This window comes from Rhizobium sp. 01T444, from assembly GCF_056398305.1.
Genome location: NZ_JBFTPD010000010.1, coordinates 50,150 through 62,912, shown reverse-complemented (window position 1 = coordinate 62,912; position 12,763 = coordinate 50,150). Strand labels below are relative to the sequence as shown.

Genomic DNA, 12,763 nt, shown 5'->3' with positions numbered 1-12,763 from the left:
AATGCCTCCGAGAAATGGTCAATGGGAAGAAAGCCCGAGAACGTCGAGCATGGAATAGAGCCCCGGTTTCTTGTCACGTGCCCAAAGGGCTGCCTTGATGGCGCCGCGCGCAAAAATCGAACGGTCGGTTGCGCTATGCGAAAGTGTGACGGTCTCGCCTTCGCCGGCAAAGAGAACGGAATGCTCACCGATGACTGAACCGCCGCGCAGCGTCGCAAAGCCGATCGTGCCGGCTTCGCGCGGCCCGGTATGGCCGTCGCGCACGCGCACGGATTTCGTGGCAAGATCGATATTGCGGCCCTTTGCGGCTGCCTCGCCGAGCAGCAATGCGGTGCCTGAAGGCGCGTCGACCTTGCGCTTGTGATGCATTTCGAGAATTTCGATATCCCAGTCGGCAGGATCGAGCGCCTGAGCCGCCTGCCGTACGAAAACGCTGAGCAGATTGACGCCGAGACTCATATTGCCCGACTGGACGATGCGGGCATGGCGCGAGGCGGCCGCAATCCTTGCGTTGTGCTCATCGGAGCAGCCGGTCGTGCCGACGACATGAACGATGCGCGCCTGCGCCGCCAGTCCGGCAAATTCCACGCTGGTGGCGGGCGATGTGAAGTCCAGCACGCCCTCGGCATGCAGGAACGCTGCCAGGGGATCGTCGCCGATGATGACGCCGTTGGCGCCGAGACCGGCGATTTCACCGGCATCCTTGCCGACGAAGGGCGAGCCCGGCCGCGCGACCGCTGCATGCAGTGTCAGACCGTCGATGGAATGGATGAGACGAATGAGCGTCTGTCCCATGCGCCCTGCCGCTCCGACCACAACCAGTTTCATCGCAGCGTCGCTCATGTCAGTCCGTCATCCCGATCAGTATGAATCAGAAGCCGAAGGCCTCTGCAGATTGTTGAGGCGAGCGTAAAGTCCGTCGCTGACCTTCGCAAGCGTCTCGTGATTGCCTTCTTCGACGACGCGGCCCTGCTGCATCACGATGATCTTGTCGGCGCGCACCACGGTCGAAAGCCGGTGGGCGATAACGACGACGGTGCGGCCGGTCATGGCTTCGTCGAGCGCCTTCTGCACGGCTGCTTCCGATTCCGTATCGAGCGCCGAGGTCGCCTCGTCGAGAAGCAGGATCGGCGCGTTGCGCACCAGAGCGCGGGCGATCGACAGCCGCTGGCGCTGGCCGCCGGACAACGTCACGCCGTTTTCGCCGACGGGCGTATCATAGCCCTGTGACTGCGCGACGATGAAGTCATGCGCATAGGCAAGCCGCGCTGCCTTCTCGATATCCTCGTCCGTGGCTTCCGGACGGCCGTAACGGATATTGTCGCGGATCGTGCCTTCGAAGAGGTAAGGCTGCTGCGAGACATAAGCGAGCTGCTGGCGCAGCGACCGTTTGGTGATATGGGCGATATCCTGTCCGTCGATCAATATCTCGCCTCCCTTCGGATCATAGAAGCGAGGAATGAGGCTGATGACGGTGGACTTACCGGCGCCCGAAGGACCGACGAGCGCCGTCGTCTTGCCGCCCTCGGCCGTCAGCGTCACGCCGTCAAGCACGCTTTCATTGCCATAGGCAAAGGAGACGTTGCGGAATTCGATCTTCGCTTCGGTGACAACAAGCGGCTTGGCATCCGGCAGATCGCGCTGGCGCGTTTCCATGTCGAGCAACTCGTAGATCATCCGGGCGTTGACGACGGCGCGCTCCATCTGCACCTGCAGGCGGGCAAGACGTCGGGCCGGATCGTAAGCGAGCAGCAGCGCCGTGACGAAGGAGAAGAAGGCGCCCGGTGGCACGCCCTGATAGATCGAGCGATAGGCGGCATAGGCAAGCACGCTCGCGACGGCAAAGCCCGCAAAGCTCTCCGTCAGCGGCGAGGTGCGCTCGGAAAGCCGCGCGATGCGGTTTGCCCGGCCCTCGGCAGCGCCGATCAGCTTGTTGACCTTCTTCTCCAGTGCCTCTTCCATCGTGAAGGCCTTGACGATGGAAATGCCCTGGATCGTCTCCTGCATGGCGCCGAGAACATGGCTATTGAGGTCGACGGCCTCGCGAGTGGCCGAGCGCAGCCGCTTGGAAACGTAGCGTAGCGCATAAAGCAGCGGCGGCGCCAGAATGAAAACGGCAAGGCTCAGCAGCGGATCCTGAACGACCATGACGCCGATCAGCGAGACGAAGGTGAGGAGGTCGCGCACGGTCGACGTGATGGTGAGGTTCAATACGTCGCGGATACCGGTAACGTTTTGGCTCACCTGGGCCGCAATATGGGCGGAGCGAGACTCGTTGAAGTAGCCGACGGAGAGCGTCATCAGGTGCGAATAGATCCGTCGCTGATAGCGCGCAACGATATCGTTGCCGATCCTTGAAAGGGCAACGCCTTGCCCGTAGCTCGCAAAACCGCGCAGCATGAAAGCGATGAAGATCGAAAGACAGATGATCCAGACGACGTCCGCACGCCTGTTGGCGAAGGCCTCGTCAATGATCGCCCGCATGATCCAGGCCGTGAATGCCGTCGAAAGCGCTATGACGACAAGGCAGGAGATCGCGAAGACATAGCCCCAGAGATGGTCCCGGCCGTTTTCCGCAATGATGCGCTTCAGGATGCCAGTCACGGTATCGCTGTTGACATGTGGCTTTCTGCTGTCGGCGGCTTCCAAAAATAGGCTTCCTGTCTCGGGGCTGCGTGCCACAGGCGCGGCACGCATATGCGCGGGCTCTATAAAGAGTTGACGGGGCTTTGGCTAGAGCGCCGTGCGTCCCATCGGGGCGCACAAAGGACGCTCTAACGCCTTGAAACTATGCTTCAGGCTCAGGCCCGCCAGCGCCGTCCATCCGTCGAAAGGCCGAAGTTTGCAGGCATGCGTGCATAGGAAGAAAGCCCGGCAAGAGCAGCCAGCGGATGCGTCACGACATAGGTCGGGATCGTACGCAGCAGGGCCGAATGCGGCGCCTTGTCTTCGAATGCGGCCCGGAATTCCGGCTTTTTCAGTGCCGGAAGGATCTTCTGAGAGATGCCGCCCGAGAGATAGACGCCGCCGCGGGCCATGAACACCAGCGCCATGTCGCCCGCCACGCGGCCGAGATAGCTGGCAAACAGCGAAACGGTTTCGACCGCGACCTTGTCGCTGCCGACGAGCGCATGCGACGTGATGTCCGCCGGATCGCTCATGGTCGGCTCAGCACCGTCGGCCGCGCAGATGGCGCGATAAAGGTTGACGATGCCGCGGCCGCAGAGGATCTGTTCGGCCGAAATGCGGCCCTCGATTGTCTCGACATGCGGGAAGATCTCATAGTCGCGTTTGCTGCGCGGCCCGAGGTCGACATGCCCGCCTTCGCCTGGAACCGGAATCCACGTCGACTGGGTATGGACCAGACCACCGACCCCGAGGCCGGTGCCGGGTCCGAGAACGACGCGGGAGGCCACCATGTCACCCGAAGCGTTGCCGATACGTTCGCGATTGTCGTCGGAAAGTGCCGCGATTGCCAGCGCCTGTGCTTCAAAATCGTTGACGACGAGCACATCGACAAGGCCGAGGCCCTCGATCATCCGCTTCGGCCGCACCACCCAGGGGCAGTTGGTCAGGGGGATTTCATCGGCCTTGATCGGTCCGGCAACGGCAAGGATCGCGGCGCGCGGCTGTACGGAGGTCTTGTCGAGCACACCCTTCTGGATCGCCTCGTCGATCGTCTCGTAATCGGCGGTGCGCACATTGGGAAACTGCTTCGGCTCCGCATAGGCATCCGTCAGGATGGAGAAGCGGGCATTCGTGCCACCGATGTCGCCGATCAGGATCGGAAAGGGCAAGGGAGTAGAGGATGCAGTCATGGCCGGTTCCGTGCTGTAGGCCCGAGGGATCAGGCGTTAAGGGTAGGGAGAAGCTTTTCGGCTGTCGACTCGTTCAGTGCCATCGGAATGTCGTAGACGATCGCAAGCCGCATCAGCGCCTTGACGTCGACATCATGCGGCATCGGCGTCAGCGGGTCCACGAAGAAGATCAGGGCGCTGACCTCGCCGGTGGAAATCAGTGCGCCGATCTGCTGGTCGCCGCCGAGCGGGCCGCTTTTCAGCCGAGTCACGTGAAGGTCGGGAGCAGCGTCGAGCACGCGCCCGCCCGTCGTGCCGGTGGCGACGATTTTCCATTGGGCGAGAAGATCCCTGTTACGGCGGGCAAACGCCGCCATGTCATCCTTCTTCTGGTCATGCGCAATCAATGCAAGGCATTTGCCGCCGGCCATGAACGGGTTCTCCGCGCGAGTAATTCAATCGATTTGACCGCTTCTACACCAGGCGTTTGTGATTTGAAAGACAGCCGCCTGCCAGCCTGTTTGGCCTGTTCAGCCTATTGCACGACCGGTTTGTCGTTCGGAACCGGGCCGACGGAAGGAAGCGCGCTGCCGGTATCGACAGGTGGTGCAGCCGCCGGGGCTGCCGTCAGAGCACTCGCCGCGGAAGGGCCGCCATAGGTCCCTGCTTCTGTAGAGGCGATGGACGGGGCATCGGCAACGGCAGAGCAGGCCTTCGGCAGGTCGGAGACCATAACCTCACGCGGCGGCTTCGGCGGCTTTGCACCGGGTTGCGGCGGCTTCGGCGCCGCCCAAGGTTCCTTGGTGAACCACCAGGCAAGCGATTTGTCGCAGCCGTCACCAGCGGCCACCGGCGCCTGCCCTGTACAGCCCTTGGCTCCAACAGGGCATTTGATGCGGATATGGAAATGCGAATCGTGCCCGTATTCGGGCCGCAGTTTGCCGAGATTGGTGCGGTCGCCGGTCCAGGTGTCGCACATCTTCTTCTTGATTGCCGGATTGACGAAGATGCGCTCGACCTGCGGATAGCTTGCCGCCAGCATCAAGAGTGCCGCCCGCTGCTCGCTCCATACTTTCGGATCGACGGTCAGGAACTTGTCTTTCTGCAGCATGGTGGTGAAGGGCAGATCTTCCCGCTGTTCGTAGCTCAAGCGCTGCGAGGGCATGGGTGTAAACCAGACATCGGCATCCAGCCCGATCTGGTGCGACGCATGGCCGTTGAACATCGGCCCGCCGCGCGGCTGGGCAATGTCGCCGACGAGGATGCCCGGCCAGCCGATCTTGGCACGCGCATCCTGCGAGAATTTTTCCAGAAGCGATATCATCACCGGATTGCCCCAGCGCCGATTGCGTGAAAGGCGCATCGCCTGCCAGGTCGGCCCGTCCGCCGGCAGCGCCTCCGCACCGGTCATGCAGCCCTTGGCATAGAAACCGATCGGCTGCGCCGGCCCCTGCGTCGGCAATTTCTCGGCGCCGAAAATCGCCTTGGCGCTGCCGGGGCTCGGCGTCTTCTGCTGTGCGCCGACATCACCGGCGATAAGGCTTGCGCCCATTGCGCCGGCAAGCGTCAGCTTGCCAAACGCCCTGACATCGAATGTCAGTTTGCCGAAAGTCCTGAAAACCTGAGCCAAGCCGAAAGCCATGCCATTCCCTTGCTGCGCCAAAGTGATTTGCAATCGAATCTATCGTGAAAAGCAATTTTGGTGAATCGATGTTTTGGCAGGCGGCGTGGGGACGGATCGCCGCAGCATCACGCGTTGGCCAGAACCTCGGCCGTTTTGCGCACGCGCGACAGGCGCCGCAGGATGCGCTCACAGGCAAGCGAATGCATTTCGGCGGTGAAGGTGCTCATCGCATCCTCGACGGCGATGACAGCGTAATTATGGGCATAGGCATCGCGGATCGTCGCCTCGACGCCGAAATTCGTGGCGATGCCCGTCAGGATCACGGTCTTGATGCCGCGGCGGCGAAGCTGCAGGTCCAGGTCCGTGCCATAGAAGGCGCTCCACTGGCGCTTGACGACATGCACATCGACGGCAAGGGCTGCGATTTCCGCAGGTGCCGCAAGCGCGGCCGCCGGAAGACCACCTTCCGGGAAAACCGTCGGCTCGTCCACCGGCTGGTTGACAGCATCGGCATAGTCCGGGGAGAATCCGACGGTAACGAGGATCACCGTCCCGCTTTCGGATTTCAGCCTGGTGGCGATTGCGGCGGTATTCTCGATCACCTGCCGGGCGGGATGGGGCGCAAGCTGCCGGCCGACGATGAAGCCTTGCAGGTCGATGGAAATGAGTGCGGTGGTCTTCGGATCATAAAGGGACATAAGAAATCTCCGGGGGAAGGAAACATGAGGACATCCTCACAATGACAAATACGAGGATAGCCTCACAAAAATCAAGCCCCGAACCGCAAACCCGTGTGCCGAAACGCCAGCGCGGCCATGAGCGCGTTGCGATCCTGCTGGAAGCGGCAGCCAGGGTCTTTCTCGAAAAAGGCTATGATGCTGCAACCATGACGGAGATTGCCGCGGCCGCAAATTCTTCGATCGGTTCGCTCTATCAGTTCTTCCCGACCAAGCCTCTGCTTGCCGAGGCGCTGCATATCGATCGCCTGCAGCATCTGAACAGCGGGCTCGCCGAACTCGCCGAGAAGACCAGGGGGAAGAGTGCTGCCGAAATCGGCGATGCGATCTTTACGCGGCTCGGCCGGTTCATCGAGGATCATCCGGAATTTCCGGTTCTCGCCGCGCGACGCGACGTGCCGAAGGAGCGAAAGGCGAAGTCGCGTGCGGAGCTTCGTGCCAACATCACCGCACTCCTGAAGAATGCTGAACCGTCGGTCGAGCGCGATGTCGATCTCCTGGGCGCCCTCGTCCTGGAGCTGCTGCGCATCGTCGTCGCGGCCGCCAATGACCCTGATGGTTCGGGCGATCCGCGCCTGGTTGGAGAGCTGCGTCGCATGCTCCGCAAGCGCCTCGAGGAAGTGACGCCCTGACCTCCATTGGTAAGGTCAAAATTTCGCGAGCCCGGTAAAAAACAAACTCTTTCCTGTTTTTCGCCTGCATTTCTCGTATTGTCGGCGAAACTAATAACAGGGGAAGAATGAATAGTGGCTTCGTGGTCGAAAATCGGTGTGCTGGTAGCATTGGCGGGTGCGCTCGCACCTATGACTGTATTGGCTCAGGACCAGCAGTTTAAAATCGGCAGTTCGGTCATCAGCGAGATGAAGTACAAGCCGGGCTTTACCCGCTTCGACTACGTCAATCCCGATGCACCGAAAGGCGGCGATCTGCGCCTGTCTTCAAGCGGCACTTTCGACACTTTCAATCCCTTGCTGGCAAAAGGCCAGACAGCGGTAGGTTTGTCGCTCGTTTACGACACCCTGCTGAAGCCAGCTGATGACGAACTCCTCGTCTCCTATGGTCTGCTTGCTGAGGGCCTTTCCTATCCGCCCGACGTATCGAGCGCCACCTTTCGCCTTCGCAAGGAAGCAAAATGGGCTGATGGCCAGCCGGTCACGCCCGAAGACGTCGTTTTCAGCTTCGACGAGACCAAGGAGCTGAACCCGCTTGCCGGGAACTACTACCATCACGTGGTCAAGGCCGAGAAGACGGGCGAGCGGGACGTTACATTCACCTTCGATGAAAAGAACAATCGCGAGCTGCCGAACATTCTCGGCCAATTGATGATCGTGCCGAAACACTGGTGGGAGGCACCGGGACCGGATGGTAAACCGCGAGACATTTCGAAGACGACGCTCGAGCCCGTCATGGGTTCAGGACCATACAAGATTGCCGCCTTCTCGGCTGGTGCGACGATCCGCTACGAGTTGCGGGACGACTATTGGGGCAAGGACCTCAATGTGAACGTTGGTCAGAACAATTTCCGCAACATTCTCTACACCTATTATGGCGATCGGGACGTCGAGTTCGAAGCGTTCCGTGCCGGCAACAGCGATTACTGGCAGGAGACTTTTGCAGCGCGTTGGGCAACAGGATATGATTTCCCCGCCGTGAAGGAAGGGCGCGTCAAGAAGGAAGATGTCACCAATCCCCTGCGTTCCACCGGCATCATGCAGGCGCTGGTGCCGAATATGCGGCGCGACATCTTCAAGGACGAGCGGGTGCGCGAGGCGTTGAATTACGGTTTCGATTTCGAGGAATTGAACCGCACGGTTGCCTACAACAGCTACAAGCGCATCGACAGCTACTTCTGGAACACCGATCTTGCCTCGTCCGGCCTTCCGCAAGGCAGGGAGCTGGAAATTCTTCAGGGCTTGAAGGATCAGGTTCCGGCGGACATCTTTACGACCCCCTACAGCAATCCCGTCGGCGGGGATCCGCAGAAAAGCCGTGACAACCTTCGCAAGGCGATCTCCCTTCTGAAAGAAGCCGGCTGGGAGCTGAAGGGCAACCGGATGGTCAATGCCAAGAGCGGTCAGCCGATGAGCTTCGAGATATTGTTGTCGAGCCCCTTGCTTGAGCGCTGGGCGGTGCCCTATGCCACCAATTTGAAGAAGATCGGTATCGATGCGCGGATCCGCACAGTCGATGCCGCGCAATATACCAACCGTGCGCGCAGCTTCGATTTCGATATGATCTGGAATGTCTGGGCCGAAACCGTGAACCCCGGCAACGAGCAGGCCGATTACTGGGGATCGGGTTCCGCCAATCAGCAAGGGTCGCGCAACTATGCCGGCATCGCCAATCCGGCCGTCGATGCGCTTGTTCGCATGATTATCTTTGCCCCCAACAGAGATGAACAGGTTGCGGCCATCAAGGCTATGGACCGTGTGCTGCTCGCCAATCACTATGTCATTCCGCTGTTCTACCGAGACACCTATTCGATTGCTTATTGGAATACGGTGACGMGTCCGGCAGAGTTTCCGGCATACGGCCTTGGCTTCCCCGATGCCTGGTGGTCCACCTCGGCGAAATGAGCAGACTTGCAATGCGAGGGGGCCTGCGCTCCAAATGGCATCGACGAATCATGAATGCCGGCACAAGCCGGCAAAGGAAGGCTGGCAGATTGAACGGCAATAGACTGGACGGCATGCAGGCGAAGATATTCCCGGAGGCCCGAGACTGATGGGAGCCTATATTCTTCGCCGCCTGCTTCTGATGATCCCGACGATCATCGGCATCATGGCGATTTCCTTCGTCGTCGTTCAATTCGCGCCCGGCGGCCCCGTCGAGCAAGTGATCTCCCAGTTGACCGGCCAGGCCGACAGTGCCGATCAACGCCTCTCCGGCGGCGGTGATCTCATGGTCGGTGGAGGAGACGACGCCGGCTCGAAATATCGCGGTGCGCAGGGCCTCGATCCGGAACTGATCGCCAAGCTCGAAAAGCAGTTCGGCTTCGACAAACCACCGCTGACCCGCTTCGGCGAGATGATGTGGAACTACATCCGCTTCGATTTCGGCGAGAGCTTCTTCCGCAACACGACCGTGCTCAATCTGATTATCGAGAAACTTCCGGTCTCGATCTCGCTCGGCATTTGGATCCTGATCTTTTCCTACGCCATCTCCATTCCGCTCGGCATCCGCAAGGCGGTCAAGGACGGCTCCTCCTTCGATGTCTGGACATCAGGCGTCATCATCGTCGGTTATGCCGTGCCGAGCTTCCTGTTCGGCATCCTGCTGATCGTACTGTTCGCCGGCGGCTCCTTCTATGACTGGTTCCCGCTGCGCGGCCTCGTCTCCGATAATTTCGACCAGCTTGCCTGGTGGCAGAAACCGCTCGATTATTTCTGGCATCTCACGCTGCCGCTGATCTCGCTGTCGCTGGCATCTTTTGCCACGACGACGCTGCTGACCAAGAATTCCTTCATCGACGAGATCAAGAAGCAATATGTCATCACCGCGCGCGCCAAGGGCCTGAACGAGCGGCAGGTGCTCTACGGCCATGTCTTCCGCAATGCCATGCTGATCGTCATCGCAAGCTTCCCCAGCGCCTTCATCTCCGCCTTCTTCACCGGCTCGCTGCTGATCGAGAACATCTTCTCGCTCGACGGCCTTGGCCGCCTCGGCTACCTCTCGGTCGTCAACCGCGATTATCCGATCGTTTTTGCGACGCTCTACATCTTCTCGCTGCTTGGCCTCTTCGTCGGCCTGATTTCCGACCTGCTCTATACCTGGATCGATCCGCGCATCGATTTCGAGCGGAGGGACGTCTGATGGATGCCGCCGCAAATCCGACGACATCAGCGCCCGTCCGCCCGCCCCGCAAAGGCCTGCTGTCGCCGACCAACATCAGGCGTTGGCGGAACTTCAAGGCCAACAAGCGCGGCTACTGGTCGCTCTGGCTGTTCCTCGTCCTCTTCGTGCTCAGCCTCTTTGCCGAATTCATCGCCAATGACAGGCCGATCATCGCCTCCTACAAGGGCGAGATCCTTTTCCCCGTCGTCATCGATTATCCCGAAGAGAAGTTCGGCGGCTTCCTGGCCGAGACGGACTATCGCTCCTCCGTCATCTCAGATGAGATCAACGCCAACGGCTGGATGATCTGGCCGCCGATCCGCTACTCCTATCAGTCGGTCAATTCCAATATCCCGCATTCGGCCCCAACCGCGCCCTTCTGGCTGATGTCGGCGCAGGAGCGTTGCTCGGCCTATCCGCAGGGCGTCGATGATCCCGGCTGCAGGCTCGGCAATCTCAACTGGCTCGGCACGGACGATCAGGCGCGCGATGTATTTGCCCGCGTCATCTATGGCTTCCGCATATCCGTTCTCTTCGGCCTGGTGCTCACCATCTGCTCGGCCGTCATCGGTGTGACGGCCGGTGCCATCCAGGGTTATTTCGGCGGCTGGACCGACCTGTTTTTCCAGCGTTTCATCGAGATCTGGTCCTCGATGCCGGTTCTCTACATCCTGCTGATCATCGCCGCCATCCTGCCGCCCGGCTTCTTCGTGCTGCTCGGCATCATGCTGCTCTTTTCCTGGGTGGGCTTCGTCGGCGTCGTGCGTGCCGAGTTCCTGCGCGCCCGCAATTTCGAATATGTGCGGGCCGCTCGCGCCCTCGGCGTCAACAACCGCACCATCATGTGGCGGCATATGCTGCCGAATGCGATGGTCGCGACGCTGACCTTCCTGCCCTTCATTCTCTCGGGTTCGATCACCACGCTGACCTCGCTCGACTTCCTGGGCTTCGGCATGCCGCCGGGCTCTCCCTCGCTCGGTGAACTGATCGCCCAGGGCAAGGCCAATCTTCAGGCGCCATGGCTCGGGCTGACGGCCTTCTTCACCATGTCGATCATGCTGTCGCTGCTGATCTTCATCGGCGAAGCGGTGCGCGATGCCTTCGATCCGAGAAAGACGTTCCAATGAGTGAAACGCTGCTCTCCGTCCGCGATCTCTCCGTCGCCTTCCATCAGGGCGGCGAAACCTCGCTTGCCGTCGACCGCATTTCTTTCGGTATCGAGAAGGGCGAGGTTGTCGCACTGGTCGGCGAATCCGGTTCCGGCAAGTCGGTCTCTGCAAACTCAATCCTGCGGCTTCTGCCCTATCCCTCGGCAAGCCATCCGAGCGGCGAGATCTTCTTCAAGGGCAAGGATCTGCTGAAGGCCTCCGACCGCGAATTGCGCGAAGTTCGCGGCAACGACATCACCATGATCTTCCAGGAGCCGATGACATCGCTCAATCCGCTCCATACGATCGAAAAGCAGATTGCCGAAATCCTCGCACTGCATCAGGGCATGACCGGGCAGGCGGCGCGCACCCGCGTGCTGGAGTTGCTGAACCAGGTCGGCATCCGCGAGCCGGAAAAACGGCTGAAAGCCTATCCGCATGAACTCTCGGGCGGCCAGCGTCAGCGTGTGATGATCGCCATGGCGCTCGCCAATCGCCCCGAATTGCTGATCGCCGACGAGCCGACCACCGCGCTCGACGTCACGGTCCAGGCGCAGATCCTCGAACTCTTGCGCAAGCTGAAGGGCGAGCACGGCATGTCCATGCTCTTCATCACCCACGATCTCGGCATCGTGCGCAAATTCGCCGACCGCGTCTGCGTCATGACCAAGGGCAAGATCGTCGAGACCGGACCGGTGGAGGAGGTCTTCACCGATCCGAAGCACGACTACACGCGCCATTTGCTCGCCTCCGAGCCGCGCGGCGAACCGCCGGTGACCGACCCCTCCAAGCCTGTTGTCATGGAAGGCAATGACATCAAGGTCTGGTTCCCGATCAAGGCCGGTTTCATGCGTAAGGTCGTCGATCACGTGAAGGCCGTCGACGGCATCGACCTGACACTCAGAGCCGGCCAGACGCTCGGGGTCGTCGGCGAATCCGGCTCCGGCAAGACCACGCTGGGGCTGGCGCTGACGCGCCTCATCTCCTCGAAGGGGCGCATTTCCTTCGTCGGGAAAGATATAGCGAGCTATTCATTCACGGACATGCGGCCGCTGCGCAACCAGCTTCAGGTCGTTTTTCAGGATCCCTACGGCTCGCTGAGCCCACGCATGTCCGTCGGCGATATCGTTGCCGAAGGCCTGAAAGTGCACGAGCGCTCGCTCTCGGCCGAAGAGCGCGACCAGCGCGTCTGCTGGGCGCTCGAAGAAGTCGGCCTCGATCCGCTCACCCGCTGGCGCTTCCCGCATGAATTTTCCGGCGGCCAGCGCCAGCGCATCGCGATCGCACGCGCCATGGTTCTGAAGCCCCGTTTCGTCATGCTCGATGAGCCGACCTCGGCGCTCGACATGAGCGTGCAGGCGCAGGTGGTGGATCTCTTGCGCGACCTGCAGAAGAAGCACGAACTTGCCTATCTCTTCATCAGCCACGACCTGAAAGTGGTCAAGGCGCTCGCCAATGACGTCATTGTCATGCGCTTCGGCAAGGTGGTGGAGCAGGGGCCGTCAGCGGATATCTTCCGTGCGCCGAAGGATGACTATACCAGGGCGCTGATGGCCGCCGCCTTCAACATCGAGGCGGTGCCGACGCCGGCAATTCAGCAGTAAAAGACGGGCAGCAGTAAAG

11 protein-coding genes are annotated in these 12,763 nt (G+C 60.8%); 5 read left to right on the top strand and 6 right to left on the bottom strand.

Annotated features, from left to right (window positions below):
* Positions 1–18 precede the first annotated feature (18 nt).
* From dapB to AC1DTN_RS15760, 6 genes are all read right to left on the bottom strand, one after another.
* Positions 19–843 carry a 4-hydroxy-tetrahydrodipicolinate reductase gene (dapB, locus tag AC1DTN_RS15785; RefSeq protein ID WP_477921651.1) on the bottom strand — a complete coding sequence of 275 codons (825 nt, stop codon included), beginning with the start codon at positions 841–843 and terminating at the stop codon, positions 19–21.
* Positions 844–861: 18 nt separating this feature from the next.
* On the bottom strand, positions 862–2,649 hold the full coding sequence (locus AC1DTN_RS15780) for an ABC transporter ATP-binding protein (RefSeq protein WP_310379821.1): 1,788 nt from the start codon (positions 2,647–2,649) through the stop codon (positions 862–864).
* A 152-nt stretch (positions 2,650–2,801) separates the two neighbouring features.
* Positions 2,802–3,818 carry a glucokinase gene (locus AC1DTN_RS15775; RefSeq protein ID WP_477921650.1) on the bottom strand — a complete coding sequence of 339 codons (1,017 nt, stop codon included), beginning with the start codon at positions 3,816–3,818 and terminating at the stop codon, positions 2,802–2,804.
* A 29-nt stretch (positions 3,819–3,847) separates the two neighbouring features.
* On the bottom strand, positions 3,848–4,228 hold the full coding sequence (locus AC1DTN_RS15770) for a methylglyoxal synthase (RefSeq protein WP_037100501.1): 381 nt from the start codon (positions 4,226–4,228) through the stop codon (positions 3,848–3,850).
* Positions 4,229–4,332: 104 nt separating this feature from the next.
* Positions 4,333–5,439: a penicillin-insensitive murein endopeptidase gene (mepA, locus tag AC1DTN_RS15765; RefSeq protein WP_477921648.1), complete on the bottom strand. Its 1,107-nt coding sequence runs from the start codon at positions 5,437–5,439 to the stop codon at positions 4,333–4,335.
* A gap of 107 nt (positions 5,440–5,546) precedes the next feature.
* On the bottom strand, positions 5,547–6,119 hold the full coding sequence (locus AC1DTN_RS15760) for a hydrolase (protein WP_477921647.1): 573 nt from the start codon (positions 6,117–6,119) through the stop codon (positions 5,547–5,549).
* A 41-nt stretch (positions 6,120–6,160) separates the two neighbouring features.
* Here AC1DTN_RS15760 and AC1DTN_RS15755 point away from each other — a divergent pair, with 41 nt between their 5' ends.
* The 5 genes from AC1DTN_RS15755 to AC1DTN_RS15735 all read left to right on the top strand — a co-directional run bounded on the left by AC1DTN_RS15755 (position 6,161) and on the right by AC1DTN_RS15735 (position 12,744).
* The gene (locus tag AC1DTN_RS15755) at positions 6,161–6,790 is read left to right on the top strand and encodes a TetR/AcrR family transcriptional regulator (RefSeq protein WP_439017016.1); all 630 of its coding nucleotides are present in this window, start codon (positions 6,161–6,163) and stop codon (positions 6,788–6,790) included.
* A 111-nt stretch (positions 6,791–6,901) separates the two neighbouring features.
* Positions 6,902–8,734, top strand: coding sequence for an extracellular solute-binding protein (locus AC1DTN_RS15750; RefSeq protein ID WP_477921763.1), 1,833 nt, complete (start codon positions 6,902–6,904; stop codon positions 8,732–8,734).
* A gap of 148 nt (positions 8,735–8,882) precedes the next feature.
* Positions 8,883–9,971, top strand: a complete 1,089-nt coding sequence (locus AC1DTN_RS15745; protein WP_439017017.1) for a microcin C ABC transporter permease YejB — start codon at positions 8,883–8,885, stop codon at positions 9,969–9,971.
* Complete coding sequence (locus AC1DTN_RS15740) at positions 9,971–11,119, top strand: ABC transporter permease (RefSeq protein WP_477921646.1); 1,149 nt, start codon at positions 9,971–9,973, stop codon at positions 11,117–11,119. Before AC1DTN_RS15745 ends, AC1DTN_RS15740 begins: the two co-directional genes overlap by 1 nt.
* Complete coding sequence (locus AC1DTN_RS15735) at positions 11,116–12,744, top strand: ABC transporter ATP-binding protein (protein ID WP_477921644.1); 1,629 nt, start codon at positions 11,116–11,118, stop codon at positions 12,742–12,744. The genes AC1DTN_RS15740 and AC1DTN_RS15735 overlap by 4 nt, the downstream gene beginning before the upstream one ends.
* Positions 12,745–12,763: the final 19 nt, after the last annotated feature.